This is a genomic window from Cobetia sp. UIB-001 (assembly GCF_044789135.1).
Classification (GTDB): Bacteria; Pseudomonadota; Gammaproteobacteria; order Pseudomonadales; family Halomonadaceae; genus Cobetia; species Cobetia amphilecti.
The window spans coordinates 3436015-3453714 of the sequence record NZ_CP058244.1 but is presented as its reverse complement, the minus strand read 5'-3'; the positions used below and the strand labels follow the sequence as shown (position 1 = coordinate 3453714).

Here is a 17700-nt window from a genome sequence, read left to right as displayed (position 1 = left end):
GGACAGGTTGAGCGATCAACCCACGCCATTAAGACCGGAGCCTGTTGGCGAGAGGGAGGGCGACCCCCTTCTCAATGCGCTGGTCTTCATGGCGCGATACCACGGCAATCCCAGATCTGCAGCAGTGCTGGTCGATGGCCTTCCCATGGAGGAAGGCCGTCTTCCCCTGGCGCTTGTCAGTCGTGCCGCGGCACGTGCCAATCTGAGTGCCAAACTGGTCAACCAGCAGATCACGGCCATCAGCGACATGCTGATGCCGTGCATTCTCATACTCAAGGAAGAGCGTGCTGTCGTCTTGCTGGAGGTCGACAACGACGCAGGCAAGGCCAGGATTCATCAGCCTGAGGCCGATGGTGATGAGCTGGTCGACATCGAGTCTCTGGCTGAGCGTCATGATGGGCGTGTCGTCTATCTCAAGCAGGAGCACCGCTTTGATGAACGCGCACCGGAAACGCTCAAGCAGAGCGATGGCCATTGGTTCTGGTCAACGCTGAAGCTGTCGCGGCCGATCTATCGTGACGTGATTCTGGCGTCGATATTGATCAACCTGTTTGCCGTGGCATCGCCACTGTTCGTGATGAACGCCTATGACAAGGTCGTGCCCAACCTGGCCTTCAACACGCTGTGGGTCTTGGCGACGGGTATGGCGATCATCATGGTGTTCGACTTCGTGATGCGCCAGACACGCGCCTACTTCATGGATACGGCCGGCAAGAAGTCCGAGGTGTTGCTGACCTCGAAACTCTTCTCCAAGACCATGAACCTGCGGATGGAAGCGCGTCCCGGCTCTGTCGGTGGCTATGTGAAGCACCTGCAGGAGTTCGATTCGATTCGCGAGTTCTTCACCTCCGCGACCCTGACCACCCTGGTCGATCTGCCGTTTGCCCTGCTGTTCCTGCTGGTGATCTGGATCGTGGCGGGGCCATTGGTTCTGGTGCCCTTCGCCGCGCTTGTGATCCTGCTTGTCTACAGTCTGGCGATCCAGAAGCCGCTGCGCAGCAGCATCGAGCAGGGGTCGCGCCTGGCGACGGAGCGCAATGCGCGCCTCGTCGAAGCAGTCTCCGGCCTCGAGAGCCTCAAGCTGGCCAATGCTCAGGGCGAAACCCAGCGTCGATATGAACGCGCCGTCGGGCAGATCGCGCATTGGGGGGTGAAAAGCCGCAACCTGACGACCTCTGTCAGCTCGTTGAGCATGTCGCTGACACAGGCCACCACGGTGGCGCTGGTCGTGTTCGGGGTCTATCTGATCGCGGATGCACGCCTGTCTGTCGGTGGCTTGATCGCCGCGGTCATGCTGTCCGGGCGTGCGTTGCAGCCGCTGGGGCAGTTGGCGTTGCTGATCACGCGCATCGGCCAGACGCGCAGTGCCATGAGTGCGCTTGAGCAGATCATGGCATTGCCGGAAGAGTCGGAAGATCGTCGTTACGTTCACCGCGAGCACCTGCAGATGCGCATTGAATTCGATCGCGTCGGCTTTGCCTATGCGCCGAATACGCCGCCTGCCGTGTCGGATATCTCATTGAAAATAAACCCAGGTGAGAGGATCGCGATCATCGGGCGTATCGGTGCTGGCAAGAGTACCTTGCAACGTCTTGTCTCTGGCCTGTATCGCGCCACGGCGGGCAGCGTTCGAATCGATGGACTGGATCTCAATCAGCTGCATCCCGCCGACGTACGTCGGCATATCGGTCATGCGGGCCAGGACAGTTCACTGTTCTTCGGCTCCATTCGCGACAACATCACCCTCGGCCAACCACACGCCAGTGACGTACAGATCGACCTCGCGGCTGATGCCTCCGGTGTGACCGAATTCACTCGTCATCACCCTGAAGGACTGGACCGTCAGGTGGGTGAGGGTGGGCGCATGCTCTCCAGCGGTCAGCGTCAGACGGTCTTGCTGGCACGCGCACTCTTGATGCGTCCTCCGCTCTTGCTGCTCGATGAGCCCGGGTCGCACATGGATAACCGCGCCGAGCTGCGCCTGCGCAGAATGCTCAAGTCCCTGCCACGCAGCCAGACGCTGCTGCTGGTCACCCACAAGAGCAGCATGCTCGACGTGGTAGACCGCGTCATCGTCATGGAAGGAGGGCGCATCGTCGCCGATGGGCCCAAGCAGCAGGTGCTGAGCGCCCTGAATGAAGGCCGTGTCGCCGGGCGCAAGCAGGAGGTGAATCGTGGCTAAGGCACCGATTGAGCAGCGTGACCTTCACCATCTCGATGATGTCAGTTCGGCCGTGTTGCTGGCGACTCCCTGGAAGTCGCGCATCCTGATCTGGATGGTGCTCGCATTCGTGGTCATCTTCATCATCTGGGCCAGTCAGGCGAGTCTGGAGGTCGTCACGCGCGGGTCCGGCAAGGTCGTGCCCTCGACGCACCTGCAGGTCGTCCAGAACCTGGAAGGCGGTATCGTGCGCGAGATCTATATCAAGGAAGGTCAGGTCGTCTCGGCGGGGGAGCCACTGCTGCGCATCGATGACACCAGTGCAGGTTCCGATCTGCGCGAGCGTGTCTCGACCCTCGATGGCCTGCAGGCCACCATCATGCAGTACGACACCGAGCTTGATTCCATCGAGGTCAACGCCTCCGCGGATGCCTGGAAGGATCAGGTGAGCGTGAAGAATATCGAGTTGCCGTTCGACGAAGAATTCAAGGCGCGCAGTCCCGCTCTGGTGTCGCGTGCGATGACGGCATATCGCACGCATCTGAATCAGCTCAACAGTGGCCTCAATGGCGCGCGTGAACAGATTCTGCAGAAAGAACAGGAGTTGCGTGAGTTGAGATCGCGCATCAACAGTCTCGAGCGCAGCTATCAACTGTCACGTCGCGAGCTCGGCATGACGGCCCCGCTGGTGCGTGAAGGCGTGGTCTCTCAGGTGGACCTTCTCAAGATCCAGCGTGAGGTCAACGACCTGCGAGGTGATCTTGAATCGGCACGTCTGGCCGTGCCGGGCAAGCAATCGGAGCTGGATGAGGCCATCTCGAATCGGGTCGGCGTCGCGCAGGAATTCCGCTCACGTGCCGCGGAAGAGCTCGCCAAGACCCAGGCGGATCTGGGTCGCTTGCGTGAGGGGCGCACCAGTCTTCAGGACCGACTCGATCGTACTTTGGTGACCTCTCCGGTTCAGGGCGCCATCAAGACGCTGAATATCAATACCATAGGCGGCGTCATCGAGCCCGGGGAAGACCTGATGGAGATCGTTCCCATCGAGGATCAGCTGCTGGTTCAGGCGCGAGTCGCTCCCAAGGACATCGGCTTCCTGAGAATTGGACAGCCGGCCGTCGTCAAGTTATCTGCCTACGACTTCACCATCTACGGTGGATTGGAAGGCAAGGTCGATCAGATCAGTGCGGATACTGTGCAGGATGAAGAAGGCAACAGTTTCTACGAGATCAAGGTGCTGACGGAGCAGAACCACCTTGGCAGTGACTCGGATCCGCTCACGATCATCCCGGGCATGCAGGCCAGTGTCGATGTGATCACTGGCAATCAGACCGTACTGCAATATCTGATGAAGCCGATTCTGCGCGCCAGGCAAGGTGCCTTGCGTGAACGTTGATCAAGGATTTAATGGATTCGAGGGTAACTCATAATGAAAAAGACACTCTTGGCGTTGAGCATCGCCGCAGGGATGGGGTTTGGCGTTCAGGCTTCGGCTGCGACTCTTGAAGAGGCCGTATCCCGAGCGGTAATGGAAAACCCGCGCACGCGCGTTCAGGTTTCACGTCACATCCAGCGACTCGAAGAAGCGGAAACCCAGCGCGGGGCGTATCGCCCGACGGTGGATCTGACCGGTCGTCTGGGCTATGGCAAGTTCGACTCGGAAGATGACGGCGTCAATGACGATGACGATTGGCACGATTACACGCGCCTTGATCTGACCATCCGTCAGCTGCTCTGGGACGGCAACACGACAATCGAGCGCATTCGCCAGGCCGAGACAGAGGCGGACTACCAGCGCCTGCAGGTCGCGGCCGAGGCCAATGACATCGCGCTGGATACGGCCGGTGCCTATCTGCAGGTCATGCGTGATGAGCTGATTCTCAAGTATGCACAAGCCAATCTCGAGGCTCACCGTCGCATCTCGAATGATATCGGGCGACGTGCGGAATCCGGCCTCGGTGCGCGCAGTGACGTGCGTCAGGTGGATGGTCGTCTGGCCAATGCCGAAGCCAGCGTGCTGTCATCGATCAACAATCTCGAGGATTCCCGCTCTGCCTATCTGCGTCTGGTGGGCGAGATGCCGTCGGACCTCAGCATGCCGGGCATCGACACCAGCCTGCTCAGCGAGGATGTCGAGAGCGCCTACGTGCAGGCCAATCAGCGCAACCCGCTGTTGGCGGCAGCGCGGGTCTCCATTGACGCTGCACGCCATGAAGTGAACGCCGAGAAGGGCGATAACTACCCCGAGTTCAGTCTCGAGGGCAATCGCACGCTGGACAATGATTATGACCAGGACAAGAGCAAGTCAGACGACTGGAGCGTCGAACTGGTCATGCGCTACAACCTGTATCGTGGCGGCCGTGATCAATCCGAGATCCGTGGTCGTCAGGCAGCGCTGGAAGCGGTCGAGCACGACAATGATCGCGTGATGCGCGATGTGCGTGACGAGATTCGTCTGGCATGGAATGCCCGCGAGAACCTCAAGCGTCAGATCGATTACCTGGAAAGTTATGTGCGAGCCGCGACCGATACCCGCGAGAGTTATCGCAAGCAATTCGATATCGGGCGGCGCACATTGCTGGACCTTCTGGATAGCGAGAGTGAGCTGTTCACCTCTCAACAGAATCTGATTCGCGCCCGTTTTGATCTGGAAACCGCCAACTATCGCCTGCTGTCGGCGACCGGCGCTCTGCTGGATTCCATGAATGTTGCCGTCCCCGTCCAACAACAGGGCTAAGCCACTCACGGCGCTCCCGCACCCTGGATGCGCCGTTGCCATGCTGATGGTTGATGAGGAAATCAGATGAGTCTTTCGCGCCGCCTGTTTACCTTGATGTTGCTGGTATTGTTGGGGTTCTCCCTCGGTATCTTCTTCATCCAGGTCAACAACACCCGTGATGCATTGGCCGAACGACAACGCGTCGAACTCTCGAATCTCGCCCAGAGCCTGAGTCTCGCGCTGGTGCCACATGTAGAGCTTGGCGATGCCGCCAGTGCCGAAGCCCTGATACGTGCCACGGTGGATGGTGGTCATGTGCGCGATGCCAGGCTGGAGAGCGTGGCCATCGCGACACCCATCGCTTTCAATGTCGTGCGCGAGAGTCTGGCCCCGCAGTGGTTTCGTGACCTGATTCCCATGCCGGTGGAATCGGCGAGCCGCGAGCTGCCGGGTGGCTGGGCGTCGCTGGGCACGATCAGCCTGACCGGCGAATCTGCCCAGGGCTATGACCAGCTCTGGCAGCTGGCCAAGCGTCTGGCGCTGTGGCTGTTGCTGGGCGGTCTGATCACGCTGCTTATTGCCTCATTGGTCATGCGTCGTCTGCTGCGCCCGCTGGAGCGTCTATCGTCTCGACTCAATGAGATGGAGACGCAGCGCTTCGACGCGCCGCTGGAAGAGACCAGCGTGGCGGAGCTCAAGGGCATCACCTCGGCGGTCAATCGTCTTGGGCAGCGCCTGCAGACCCAGTTCGAGGCTCAGGCCGCGCAGTTGGCGCGTCTGCAGCGCCAGGCGGAAGAAGACTCGGTATCGGGGCTTGGCAATCGTGGCTATTTGAATCGAGCGGTCGATGAGTGGCTGAGTGAGCCGATGGGTGGCAGCTTCGCGTTGCTGCGCGTGTCGCATATCGAGGTGGTGTATCGCGAGCAGGGCTACAAGGGGCGCGACGCCCTGGTGAAAGCCATCGCGCGCAAGCTGGAAGATCGCGAACTGGCGGGTGAGGCGATCATTGCCGCGCGTCTGGCCAATAGTGATTTCGGCCTGTTGCTGCCTGAAACCGACGAGACTCGGCTTCAGGAGTTTCTCACGCTATTGGCGGAGGACATCGACAATCTGCTGGATGCCAATCCGCTGGTGGATACTCCGCCGGAGAACTGTGCTCTTGGCGCCGTTCGGCGTGAGCCGGGCATGCAGCGCACCCAGATGTATGCCGTTGCAGATGCCACGCTTCGTCATGCCATCGAGCAAGGGTCGGGCGTGGAACTGGCCCCTGCGGGTGGGCGTGCGCGTCCGCGAGGCGAGTGGCGCGAGATCATCGAAAAGGCCCTGGATTCCCCCAAGGGACTCGACTTCGTTGCCCAGCCGGTGTTGCTCAACGATGGTGGTGAGCTCCATCGCGAGTTGTTTGCCCGTCTGCGCGATGGTGATGAACTGCATCGTGCGGGTGATTTCCTGCCCGTGATTCGCCATTTCCGCATGGGGGCGCAGTTCGATCTGCGCGCTCTGGAGTGGCTGGCGTCCTATATCGACCGGATTGAAGTGCCCAGGCTGGCGCTCAACCTGACCGAAGAAACCTTCGACGATGAAGCCCGTTATATTGGTCTGCTCAATTGGTTGGCGGCGCATCCGCGCCTGTGCAAGCGTCTGGATATCGAGGTGTCCGAAAGCATCGCCCTCAGGCATCAGGAGCGTATCAAGATGCTGTTCCGACATGCTCGTCGTCTGGGGGCGCGGGGCGGCATCGACCGCTTCGCCCGAGAGCTGAAGGAGCTCAGCTATCTGTCGGCACTGCGGCCTGATTACGTCAAGATCGACCAGGCGTTCTTCAAGCGCGAAGATGTCGACACCGAGCTGTTGCAGAGTCTGTGCATGACCGCGCATCAGGTCGAGTCGCAGGTCATCGTGACCCGCGTCGAGTCCGAGGCGGATCAGGAGCGGGCGATGTCGCTGGGCGCAGATGGCTATCAGGGCTTCGTGTCACCGGCAGTCGATGTCATGGCAAGGCTCGCCAATCCAGCAGAAGATATGCCTCGCTAAGTGACATTCAGGGTGCCTCGACATGAATCATCGCCGCTGGTGGGAGGGTCTTGCGGTCGGGGTGCTGCTGGCGTTGTCGCTCGGTGCGGGTCTGGCACAGGCGGTGGATTCCCGCCAGTTCATCCAGATCTACGGGACAGGTGGCTGGAATCGTGTGCAGCAATGGCAGCAACTGTTGCAGCGCCTGGAGGACGCGCCGGTCAGGCGTCAGTTGAGCGAAGTGAACGATTTCTTCAATCGTCTCAACTTCACCGATGACCTCAGCGTCTGGGGAGCGACCGATTACTGGGCGACGCCGCAGGAGTTTCTGGGGGCAGGGGCCGGTGATTGCGATGACTTCGCCATGGCCAAGTACCTGACCCTGCGCGAGCTTGGCGTACCGGAAGACCGCCTGCGCCTGCACTACGTCAAGGCGCTCAGCCTCAACCAGTTCCACATGGTCGTGACCTATCAGGGTGCCAATACGCGCAATCCTGATGTACTGGACAACCTGAACAGTTCCATCCTGCCGGCCAGTGAGCGCACGGACCTGCTGCCTATCTACAGCTTCAATGGCAGTGCGCTGTGGATGAGCAAACGTCTGGAAGGGGGCAAGCGCATCAGCGACAGCCGAGGCCTTTCAAGTCTGTCTGATTGGCAGAAGCGCCGCGCACAAGGGGTGCTGAGAGTGCCGCGTCATAAACGGCCATGAGCCTGGCGTCGCCAGCCCCTCGAGGAATGACGGTTGAGCTCTGCTCTAAGCACTACTAAGCACTACAGCACGACAAGACACCCCGTGACCTTCCGGTCACGGGGTGTCTTGCCATTCGGGCGTTGCAGGCCAGAGCCCTTGCGAGCTGCCCCGTGCAGATTGCGGGTGTCGCATTAGCGGGGCGTATTGCCGCGCAGGTGCAGGATCTCGAGCAGATTGCCGTAGCGATGACGACTCGGCATCGTGGCCAGCCCCGAAAACAGCAGCCAGAACATGCGCCGGCCACGTGTCAGACGATGCGTATGCTGCAGCAGGCGTGACAGCAGTTGGCTGTCATCGAAGCCCTTGAAGTTGGGCGTCATGCTGACCTGTTCTCGCACCAGTACCGGCGCCATCTCCAGCCGATAGAGCTTTTCCAGTTCCTGGAAGCTCAACCCCTGGGCCTCGACGACTTCTGCCATGTGCTGATACTCGGCTTCACGCGGTTCGCGTTCCAGCCACAGTGGAGACAGCGCCAGCCAGATGTCCTGTCGGCGCTCGAGCAGGGCGGCCACATCGGGGGCGAGGTGAGCGTTCTGATCGTTCATGAAAACATCCTGGGCAGAGCCTGTCGGACAGTGCGGCTGGCAATCAGCGGCGAATGCAGGACGGCAGTGGAATGGCAGTACGTGAAAAGGCCTACATGATACGGCAGCCGCCGCGGCTGGCTCCAGTGATATGCAGGCAGATGGCGGATCATGACGGCAGGGCGGACAGCGTCGCCGACAGCCGCTAGAATAGCGCCCATGAGCTGGCACTGAGCCTGCTTTACGGGATTCGAACGCCCTATTTCACGATACGCTTCACCATCCAAGGACGGCCATTGCCTGCTGTCAGGGTGAAGCGAGTATCGCATCGGCGGGTACACGCCGGGCCAACAGCAAACGAGGTTCTTTACGTGATCATCAAACCCAAGGTTCGTGGCTTCATCTGCACCACCACACATCCCAAGGGCTGCGAGCAGAATGTCGCCGAGCAGATCGCCATCACCCGCAAGACAGTCGGTGACAAGCGTGACGGTGGTCCGAAGAAGGTGCTGGTGATCGGTTCTTCCAGCGGCTATGGCCTCGCGGCACGCATCACGGCAGCCTTCGGCTATGGCGCCGATACCCTGGGCGTGTTCTTCGAGAAGCCGGGCACCGAGAAGAAGGCCGGCACCGCAGGCTGGTACAACTCTGCCGCCTTCGACAAGTTCGCCAAGCAGGAAGGCCTCTACAGCCAGGCCATCAACGGCGATGCCTTCTCGCATGAGACACGCGCCAAGGCCATCGAACTGATCAAGGCCAACATGGGCGAAGTCGACCTCGTCGTCTACTCGCTGGCCTCGCCGGTGCGCAAGCTGCCGGACAGCGGTGAAGTGAAGCGCTCCGTGCTCAAGCCGATCGGCGAGACCTACCGCGCGACTGCCATCGACACCAACAAGGACACCATCATCGAAGCGGAGGTCGAGCCGGCCACCGAACAGGAAATCGAAGATACCGTCACCGTGATGGGTGGTCAGGATTGGGAGCTGTGGATGCAGGCGCTGGACGACGCCGGCGTGCTGGCTGAGGGCGCCCGCTCCGTCGCCTTCAGCTACATCGGCACTGAGATCACCTGGCCGATCTACTGGCACGGTGCGCTGGGTCGCGCCAAGGAAGATCTGGACCGCGCCGCCGGCAGCATCCACGAGAAGCTGTCCGCCAAGGGTGGTCGTGCCCACGTGGCCGTGCTCAAGTCCGTGGTCACCCAGGCCAGCGCCGCGATCCCGGTCATGCCGCTCTACATCTCCATGGTCTACAAGATCATGAAGGAGAAGGGCCTGCACGAAGGCACCATCGAGCAGCTCAACCGCTTCTACGCCGAGCGCTTCTACGGCGAAGGCGAGATCGCCACCGACGAGTCCGGCCGTCTGCGTCTCGACGACTGGGAGCTGAAGGACGACGTCCAGCAGGCTTGTCAGGAACTGTGGCCGCAGGTCACCAGCGACAACCTGTTCGACATCACTGATTACGCCAGCTACAAGCAGGAATTCTTGAAGCTGTTCGGCTTCACCCGTGATGACGTCGACTACGATGCCGATGTCGCCACCGATGTCGAGTTCGATGTCGTTCAGATGTAAGAGCGCCTCAACATAAGCGCGCCTCGGCATAAGCGCAGAGGTCTTGGCAGCTCGCTGAGACCTGAGCGCTGATCGCTGAGCACTGCACGTTGAGCACTGATGACGCCATCCTTCGGGGTGGCGTCGTCGCGTTTGGCGGTCTCATCTCGAGCGTCATGCCAGTGAGGGCCAGGCACAAGTCCCAGAGGCATGGCACAATATGGCGCCACCCTCACGCGACGGACCTCGACTCACACTCATGCCCGTGGATTCACTGGTTTCCCCCCAGGCCCAGCAACGCCAGATAGGCTTCGTGCTGCTGCCCGGCTTCTCGTTGTTGTCCCAGGCCTGTGCGCTGGAGCCGCTGCAGGTGGCCAACCAGCTCGCGGGGCAGACACTCTATCGGGCCGTCACCTTCGCGCTTGACGGGCGCGGCGTGGCATCCGCGGCGGGCTTGAGTCTCTCGCCGGACAGTCTGGTCGCCAGTGATTCGCGCCATCTGGATGCCCTGTTCGTGTGCGGTGCTCAGCCTGCGGGCGAGGCGAGCCTGCAGGAGGTAGCCTCGAATCCCGCGCTGCTGGCCTGGCTCAAGCGTCTGGCCGAGCGTGGCGTGATGCTGGGCGGCATCTCCACCGGCACTCGTGAGCTGGCTCGCGCCGGGTTGCTCGATGGCTATCGTGCGACGATTCACTGGCAGCGCGCCGAATCCTTCCGCCGCGACTTCCCGCAGGTCAACGTCTCCCATCAGCTTTATGAGCTGGACCGCGATCGTGTCACCTGCGGCGGCGGTACCGCGGCAATGGACATGATGATGACGCTGATCGCCCAGCAGCATGGCCGCGCGCTGGCCGAGAAGGTCTCCGAGCACTTCGTCTGTGAACGCATCCGACTGGCGGACGAGCCGCAGCACGTGCCGCTCAAGAACCGTTTCGCCCATGTGCCCCAGCCGCTGGTGGAGGCCGTGACGCTGATGGAGGCCAATATCGAGGAGCCGCTGTCCACCCACGAGATCGGCGAGCACCTCGGCATCTCGCGGCGTCAGCTGGAGCGGCTGTTCAAGAAGCATCTGCAGGCGGTGCCCAGCCGCTACTATCTGGATCTCCGCCTGGCGCGTTCGCGCCAGCTGCTGCGCGAGAGCGATCAGCCGATCGGTGAGATCGCGCTGGCCACCGGCTTTTCCAGCGCCGCTCACTTCTCCACGGCGTTTCGCAACCATTTCGGGCGCAGCCCCCGCGACGAACGTCTCATGTTGCAGGCCTGACACCTGCCCTGGATGACAAAAGTCGCCTCATGACATAAGTCGTCGTCCTTTCGCTGAAAGTCTTTGTCATCTCGCCTCCCTATACTCGAGTGTCATGACCCGTGGCTTGCCGATCATCGGCCGGCCACGCCAAGACCCCGCGATGAGGAAGAGACGATGACCCAGCTGACCCGTGCCGATTTCGACCATGCCATGGTGCCCAACTACGCACCCCAGGCTGCCATTCCGGTACGCGGCGAGGGTAGCCGTCTGTGGGATCAGGAAGGTCGCGAGTACATCGACTTCGCCGGTGGCATCGCCGTCACCTCGCTGGGCCACTGCCACCCGGCGCTCGTCAAGGCGCTCAAGGACCAGGCCGACAAGGTCTGGCACCTGTCCAACGTCTACACCAACGAGCCGGCACTGGCGCTGGCCAAGGCGCTGACCGAGCGCACCTTCGCCGACAAGGTCTATTTCTGCTCCTCCGGTGGTGAGGCCAACGAGGCCGCGCTCAAGCTGGCGCGTCGTTTCGCCCACGACACCCATGGCGAGAAGAAGGACAAGATCATCTCCTTCCGTCAGTCCTTCCATGGCCGCACCTTCTTCACCGTCAGCGTCGGTGGCCAGCCCAAGTATTCCCAGGGCTTCGGGCCGATTCCGGGCGGTATTCAGCACGCCGAATTCAACAATCTCGACTCCGTGCGCGAGCTGATGGGCGATGACACCTGCGCGATCATCGTCGAGCCGCTGCAGGGCGAGGGCGGCATCATCCCGGGCGAGCAGGCATTCCTCGAAGGACTGCGTGAGCTGTGTGACCAGCACGATGCGCTGCTGATCTTCGATGAAGTCCAGAGCGGTGCCGGGCGTACCGGCCACCTGTACGCCTACCAGCACTTCGGTGTGGTGCCGGACATCCTGACCACCGCCAAGGGCATCGGCGGCGGCTTCCCGCTGGGCGCCATGCTGACCACCGATCGCATCGCACCGGCCATGGCCATCGGCACTCACGGTTCCACCTATGGCGGCAACCCGCTGGCGTGTGCCGTGGGTCTGGCGGCGCTCGAGACCATCGATACCCCGGAAACCCTCGACGGTGTCGCGCACCGCCACCAGCTGCTGCGCAACGGCCTGGAAGGCATCGCCCAGCGTCACGGTGTCTTCAAGGAAGTGCGTGGCATGGGCCTGCTGATCGGTGCCCAGATGGCGCCGGATTACGCGGGGCGTGCCAAGGACATTCTCAACCTGGCGATGGAAGAAGGCCTGATGGTGCTGATCGCCGGCCCTGACGTACTGCGTCTGGCGCCGTCGCTGGTGATCAGCGAAGAAGAGATCCAGAGCGGTCTCGACAAGCTCGACCGCGCCGTGGCGAACTTCGTCGCCGCCTCTGCATCTGCATGAGCAGCGCCATGAGCAGTGCCCCGATGCTGGTGGTGCGGCCTGCCGAAAGCCGCGATCTGCTCGCCCTCGAGCGGCTCGCGGCCACGGCCACGCCTCGCCTGACCAATCTGCCGGCACATCGTGACCGCCTCGAGGAGCGCATTCTGCGCTCCCAGCGCAGCCTGCGTGCCGAGATCGATTTCCCGGGCGATGAGATCTACTGCTTCGTGCTGGAAGATCTCGACACTGGCGAAGTGGTCGGTACCGCCTCTCTGCGCGCCGAGGCTGGCGCGCGGGAGGCCTACTACACCTATCGTCAGGAGACGCTGATCCACGCCTCGCAGCAGCTCAACGTGCGCCACGAAGTGCAGACGCTGTCGCTGTCGCATGAGGTGTCGGATGCCACGCTGCTGTGCGCGCTGTCGCTGGATGCCCGCTACCGCGAGACGGATGCGGACAGCCTGCTGCGCCGCGCACGCCTGATGTTCATCGCTCAGTACCCGGAGCGCTTCGCCACGGAACTGGCGGTGGCCTTCCCGGGCTATCTGGAAACGCACGACGAGCGTCAGGTCAGCCCGTTCTGGGACAGCGTCGGCCAGCACTTCTTTGATCGTGATTTCAATGAAATCAATCAGATGGCGGGGGTGCGCTCCAAGAGCTTCATCGCCGAGGTCATGCCGCCGTTCCCGCTCTATCTGCCGCTGCTCACCCCCCAGGCGCGTGCCGCCATCGGGCGTGAGAATCCGCGCCATGAGTACGCCATGCAGGAGATGCTCGCCGAGGGCTTCTCGCGCTCGCGTCATGTCGACATCTTCGATGCCGGCCCCTTGCTGCTGGCGGAGTGCGAGCGTCTGCACACCTTCAAGCAGTGCGGTTGGCATCCGGTGCGTATCCGCCCGCAGGAAAGCCTGCCGGATGCGGTGCCGGCGATGGTGGCCAACCAGCGTCTCGGCGATTTCCGCTGCGTGCTGGCGCGCTACGCCCTGACGCCGACCGGCCAGTTGATGCTGACGCCGCAGCAGGCCGAGGTGCTGGGCGTGGAAGAGGGGCGTGCGGTGCTTGCCGTGCCGATGCCATTGCCGACGATGGATGAGGGAGAGTTGTAATGCGCATTCGTCCTATCGCTCGACACGATATCGAAGGCCTCAAGGTACTGGCGCGGGAAACCGGTGTCGGCTTCACCTCGCTGCCGGACAATCATGAGTTTCTCAGCGCCAAGATAGAGCGCACCCTGGCCGCCTTCGAGGGCCGCGAACCCAGCGATGATCGCCTGTACTTCTTCGTGCTCGAGGATGATCGCGATGGCAGCATCGCGGGCTGCTGTGCCATCGAGGCCTGCGTGGGCACCGATGCGCCGTTCTATCACTACCGTCTCGGTTCGCTGGCGCATTCCTCGGTGCAGCTCGATCTGCATCGCACCCTGGATACGCTGACGCTGTGCTCCGATCACACCGGCGATGCCGAGGTCTGCTCGCTGTTCCTGCGTGAGGGCTGGCGCAAGGACCGCAACGGCGCGCTGCTCTCCAAGGTGCGCTGGCTGTTCATGGCCCAGTTCCGCGCGGCCTTCCCCGACAAGGTGCTGGCCGAGATGCGCGGTGTCTTCACGCCCGAAGGGCGCAGCCCGTTCTGGGAGTGTCTGGGCAGCCACTTCTTCCCGATGGACTTCAATGAGGCCGACCGCCTCACCGGCATGGGCCAGAAGAGCTTCATCGGCGAGCTGATGCCCAAGTTCCCGATCTATACGCCGTTTCTCTCCGAGCCCGCGCGGGCCGCCATCGGGCAGGTGCATGAGCACACCCGTCCGGCGGTGGCGATGCTCAAGAAGGAAGGCCTGCGCTGGGAAGGCTACGTCGACATCTTCGATGGCGGCCCGACGGTCGAGGCCTATATCGATGATGTGCGCGCCGTGCGTGACAGTCAGCTGGCGAGTGTCGAGGTCATCGCGTCTGATGCCCCGGCCTGCGAGCGTCCCGCCGTGATGGCTGCCACTACCGGCATGGCCGACTTCCGTGCCAGCTGGATCAGCCACGACGTCACCCGGGACGACTCCGGCGCCTGCCATGTGCGTCTCCACCGTGATGAGGCCGAACGCCTCGGCGTCACCGGCGGCGACACGCTGCGCGTGCTGGCCGGCTGAAGCGTCCGCCACGGGCATCCGCTTCTTCGCGCCATCTCGAGGCGCATACCGCCTTGCGTCCTTTTGCCATCAGCGGGGCAGATCGCCAACTGCCCCGTTACTCCTTGTTCAGCGTCGCTCGCGCGGCGCGCCCTTTCGATGAGGCATGCCATGACCACTACGAATTCGACTCCCGCCACACTCAACGTGCGTCAACAGCTCTTCATCGACGGCGCGTGGCAAGCGGGCGAGGCTGCATCCTTCACCAAGACCGACCCCGTCTCCCACGCACGTCTGTGGCAGGGCGCCGCTGCCACTGCCGAGCAGGTCGAGCAGGCCGTCGCGGCAGCGCGTCAGGCATTCCCGACCTGGGCGCGCCTGGGCTTCGAGGCGCGTCTGGCGGTGGTGGAGCGCTTCCGCGATCAGCTGGAGCAGCACCGCGAAGCGCTGGCGATCAGCATCGCCAGCGAAACCGGCAAGCCGCTGTGGGAAGCGCGCACCGAGGTCGGCGCGATGATCGGCAAGATCGCGATCTCGGTGAAGGCCTATCACGAGCGTACCGGCGAGCGCGCCAGGGATGTCGCGGGCACCCAGGCAGTCCTGCGCCACCGTCCGCACGGTGTGATGGCGGTCTTCGGCCCCTACAACTTCCCGGGCCATCTGCCCAACGGCCACATGGTGCCGGCGCTGCTGGCGGGCAATGCCTGCGTGTTCAAGCCCTCCGAGCTGACCCCGGCCACCGCCGATCTCACCCTGCAGTGCTGGGAGGCCGCGGGCCTGCCCGCCGGCGTGATCAATCTGGTGCAGGGCGCGGCGGAAGTCGGCCAGGCCCTGTCCCAGTCCGAAGGCATCGATGGGCTGCTGTTCACCGGCAGTGCCAAGGTCGGCAAGCTGCTGCACCGCCAGTTCGCCGGTCAGGTCGGCAAGCTGCTGGCGCTGGAGCTGGGCGGCAACAACCCGCTGGTGGTGCGCGATGTGCAGGATGAAGCCGCCGCGGTGCTGGCGATCATCCAGTCGGCCTTCGCCTCGGGCGGTCAGCGCTGTACCTGTGCGCGGCGCCTGATCGTGCCGCAGGGCGAGGTCGGTGATCGCCTGATCGAGACACTGGCCACGGTGTTGCGCGAGCTGCGGGTGGCGGGGCAGTTCGCGCAGGACGCCCCCTTTTATGGCGGCCTGGCAAGCGTCGCCGCGGCCGAGGGGCTGCTCAAGGTGCAGGACGATCTCGAAGCGCTGGGCGGCAACGTCATCGTGCGCATGCAGCAGGTGGAAGAGGGCACCAGTCTGCTCAGCCCGGCGCTGATCGATGTTACCGGCCTTGCGCTCGAGGACGAGGAATTCTTCGGTCCGCTGCTCAAGATCCATCGCTACACCGATTGGGACGACGCCCTCGCGCTGGCCAATGACACCCGCTACGGCCTCTCGGCCGGGCTGATCGGGGGCGATCGCGCTGACTGGGACGACTTCCTGCTGCGCATTCGCGCGGGCATCGTCAACTGGAACCGCCAGACCACCGGCGCCTCCGGCGATGCGCCCTTCGGCGGCATCGGTGACAGCGGCAACCATCGCCCCAGCGCCTATTACGCCGCCGACTATGTCAGCTATCCGGTCGCCTCGATGGAAGCCGAGGAGCTGGCGCTGCCCGCGAGCCTGCCGGCCGGTATCCGTCTGTAAGGCCGTCCGTTCGGGCACCGCTGCCGCTTACCCATTGTTGACCACGACGCCCGCCGTGCCTGTTTGCTGAGCTGGCAAGGCGTCGTGGCAGGAGACCTTCATGTCCGACACCCTGTATCAAGAGATCAATTTCGATGGCCTGGTCGGCCCGACCCACAACTACGCCGGTCTGGCGCATGGCAACGTGGCCTCGATGCGCCACGGCGGGCTGGCCTCCAACCCGCGCGAAGCCGCGCTGCAGGGCCTCGACAAGATGAAGTCGCTGGCGGATCTGGGTTATGCACAGGGGATTCTGCTACCGCAGCAGCGCCCGGACCTTGGCGCACTGCGCGACCTCGGCTTCACCGGCAGCAACGCCCAGGTGTTGAAGGCGGCCAGCGAGCAGGCACCGCAGCTTCTGCGTGCGGTGTGTTCCGCCTCCAGCATGTGGACAGCCAACGCCGCCACCGTCACGCCGTCGCGCGACAGTGGTGATGGCCGCGTGCATTTCACGCCGGCCAACCTGCAATCCAGCTTCCACCGCTACCTGGAGCCGGCGACCACCGGGCGCATCCTGGGTGCCATCTTCGCCGACGATGGCCACTTCGCGCATCACCCCGCGCTGCCCGCGACGCCGGCCTTCTCCGATGAGGGCGCCGCCAACCATACGCGGCTGTGCGATGGCCACGGCGGGCCGGGCGTGCATCTCTACGTCTATGGCCGTCAGGCCTTCGGCGGTGATGGTGTCGAACCGCGTCGCTATCCGGCGCGCCAGACGCTGGAAGCCAGTCAGGCCGTCGCGCGTCAGCATGGCTTGAGCGAAGAGCAGGTGGTGTTCGCCCAGCAGCACCCGGATGCCATCGATGCCGGCGTCTTCCACAACGACGTCATCGCGGTGGGCAATGGCCCGGTGCTGTTCTATCACGAGCTGGCCTTCCGCGATGAAGAGGCGGTGCTTGATGAGATTCGCGCCAAGCTGTCCACGCCGCTGGTCCCGATCCGCGTGCCGCTGGAAGCCGTCAGCCTCGAGGATGCCGTCTCCTCCTACCTGTTCAACTCGCAGCTGCTCTCCAACGACGATGGCAGCATGACGCTGGTGGTGCCGGGCGAGTGTCAGGAGAACGAGGCGGTGTGGAACGCGCTGCAGAATGCGATTCTGGCCGGCCCGAATCCGATCGGCGAAGTGCTGGTCAAGGACGTGAAGCAGAGCATGCGCAATGGCGGTGGCCCGGCCTGTCTGCGTCTGCGCGTGGTGCTCAGCGACGCCGAGCACCACGCGCTGTCCGGGCGCGTGATGATGAGCGATACGCTGCATGCCGAGCTGGGTGACTGGGTCAAGCGTCACTACCGTGACAGCCTGACGCCGGCAGACCTCGCCGATCCGCAGCTGGCCGAGGAGACACTGTCGGCACTGGATGAGCTGACGCGGCTGTTGAAGGTCGGCAATGTCTACGCCTTCCAGCGCTGATCGTCCCCGCTGAAGTCCACAACGACACAGCCCCCATCGGTCTCGCCGGTGGGGGCTGTGTCGTTGTGGATATGTGATCCGAGATGTGTGCTCTGAAGCCTGAGATGTGAGCGGCGGATGCCGTG

Annotated in this window: 13 protein-coding genes; 12 read left to right on the top strand and 1 reads right to left on the bottom strand. The window is 63.1% G+C overall.

Annotation, left to right across the window (positions count from 1 at the left end; genetic code table 11):
* Window positions 1–7 precede the first annotated feature (7 nt).
* From HA399_RS14330 to HA399_RS14310, 5 genes are all read left to right on the top strand, one after another.
* Window positions 8–2182: a type I secretion system permease/ATPase gene (locus HA399_RS14330; RefSeq protein WP_348472091.1), complete on the top strand. Its 2175-nt coding sequence runs from the start codon at window positions 8–10 to the stop codon at window positions 2180–2182.
* Window positions 2175–3557: an HlyD family type I secretion periplasmic adaptor subunit gene (locus HA399_RS14325; protein ID WP_153636505.1), complete on the top strand. Its 1383-nt coding sequence runs from the start codon at window positions 2175–2177 to the stop codon at window positions 3555–3557. The genes HA399_RS14330 and HA399_RS14325 overlap by 8 nt, the downstream gene beginning before the upstream one ends.
* Window positions 3558–3590: 33 nt before the next feature.
* Complete coding sequence (locus tag HA399_RS14320) at window positions 3591–4898, top strand: TolC family outer membrane protein (RefSeq protein WP_082388386.1); 1308 nt, start codon at window positions 3591–3593, stop codon at window positions 4896–4898.
* A gap of 66 nt (window positions 4899–4964) precedes the next feature.
* A complete protein-coding gene (locus tag HA399_RS14315; RefSeq protein WP_404325352.1) occupies window positions 4965–6914 on the top strand; it encodes an EAL domain-containing protein in 1950 nt (649 codons plus the stop codon).
* Between the two features lie 22 nt (window positions 6915–6936).
* Window positions 6937–7605 carry a transglutaminase-like cysteine peptidase gene (locus HA399_RS14310; protein WP_131432691.1) on the top strand — a complete coding sequence of 223 codons (669 nt, stop codon included), beginning with the start codon at window positions 6937–6939 and terminating at the stop codon, window positions 7603–7605.
* A gap of 173 nt (window positions 7606–7778) precedes the next feature.
* Here HA399_RS14310 and HA399_RS14305 read toward each other — a convergent pair whose 3' ends face one another.
* Window positions 7779–8192 (bottom strand): hypothetical protein, encoded by a 414-nt coding sequence (locus tag HA399_RS14305; protein WP_107336043.1) that lies wholly within the window; start codon window positions 8190–8192, stop codon window positions 7779–7781.
* A gap of 350 nt (window positions 8193–8542) precedes the next feature.
* On the opposite strand from HA399_RS14305, the gene fabV reads away from it, so the two are divergent.
* The 7 genes from fabV (at window position 8543) to astB (ending at window position 17575) form a co-directional block, all read left to right on the top strand.
* Window positions 8543–9745 carry an enoyl-ACP reductase FabV gene (gene fabV, locus HA399_RS14300; RefSeq protein WP_043334421.1) on the top strand — a complete coding sequence of 401 codons (1203 nt, stop codon included), beginning with the start codon at window positions 8543–8545 and terminating at the stop codon, window positions 9743–9745.
* Window positions 9746–9983: 238 nt separating this feature from the next.
* A complete protein-coding gene (locus tag HA399_RS14295) occupies window positions 9984–10985 on the top strand; it encodes a GlxA family transcriptional regulator (protein WP_404325351.1) in 1002 nt (333 codons plus the stop codon).
* Window positions 10986–11141: 156 nt separating this feature from the next.
* Window positions 11142–12362 (top strand): aspartate aminotransferase family protein, encoded by a 1221-nt coding sequence (locus tag HA399_RS14290; RefSeq protein WP_404325350.1) that lies wholly within the window; start codon window positions 11142–11144, stop codon window positions 12360–12362.
* 23 nt (window positions 12363–12385) lie between these two features.
* Complete coding sequence (locus HA399_RS14285; RefSeq protein WP_404326990.1) at window positions 12386–13447, top strand: arginine N-succinyltransferase; 1062 nt, start codon at window positions 12386–12388, stop codon at window positions 13445–13447.
* Window positions 13447–14478, top strand: coding sequence for an arginine N-succinyltransferase (astA, locus tag HA399_RS14280; RefSeq protein ID WP_043334418.1), 1032 nt, complete (start codon window positions 13447–13449; stop codon window positions 14476–14478). The genes HA399_RS14285 and astA overlap by 1 nt, the downstream gene beginning before the upstream one ends.
* Window positions 14479–14628: 150 nt before the next feature.
* Entirely contained in the window at window positions 14629–16128 is a 1500-nt protein-coding gene (gene astD / locus HA399_RS14275) for a succinylglutamate-semialdehyde dehydrogenase (RefSeq protein ID WP_404325349.1), read from the top strand.
* Window positions 16129–16228: 100 nt separating this feature from the next.
* A complete protein-coding gene (astB, locus tag HA399_RS14270) occupies window positions 16229–17575 on the top strand; it encodes an N-succinylarginine dihydrolase (protein ID WP_404325348.1) in 1347 nt (448 codons plus the stop codon).
* Window positions 17576–17700 lie beyond the last annotated feature (125 nt).

Excerpts from the sequence above, each read along its gene's own strand:
- HA399_RS14320 (WP_082388386.1), top strand. The coding sequence starts at position 3,591 with ATGAAAAAGACACTCTTGGCGTTGAGCATCGCCGCAGGGATGGGGTTT.
- HA399_RS14315 (WP_404325352.1), top strand. The coding sequence starts at position 4,965 with ATGAGTCTTTCGCGCCGCCTGTTTACCTTGATGTTGCTGGTATTGTTG.
- HA399_RS14310 (WP_131432691.1), top strand. The coding sequence starts at position 6,937 with ATGAATCATCGCCGCTGGTGGGAGGGTCTTGCGGTCGGGGTGCTGCTG.
- HA399_RS14305 (WP_107336043.1), bottom strand. The coding sequence starts at position 8,192 with ATGAACGATCAGAACGCTCACCTCGCCCCCGATGTGGCCGCCCTGCTC.
- HA399_RS14295 (WP_404325351.1), top strand. The coding sequence starts at position 9,984 with ATGCCCGTGGATTCACTGGTTTCCCCCCAGGCCCAGCAACGCCAGATA.
- HA399_RS14290 (WP_404325350.1), top strand. The coding sequence starts at position 11,142 with ATGACCCAGCTGACCCGTGCCGATTTCGACCATGCCATGGTGCCCAAC.
- HA399_RS14285 (WP_404326990.1), top strand. The coding sequence starts at position 12,386 with ATGCTGGTGGTGCGGCCTGCCGAAAGCCGCGATCTGCTCGCCCTCGAG.
- astA (WP_043334418.1), top strand. The coding sequence starts at position 13,447 with ATGCGCATTCGTCCTATCGCTCGACACGATATCGAAGGCCTCAAGGTA.
- astD (WP_404325349.1), top strand. The coding sequence starts at position 14,629 with ATGACCACTACGAATTCGACTCCCGCCACACTCAACGTGCGTCAACAG.
- astB (WP_404325348.1), top strand. The coding sequence starts at position 16,229 with ATGTCCGACACCCTGTATCAAGAGATCAATTTCGATGGCCTGGTCGGC.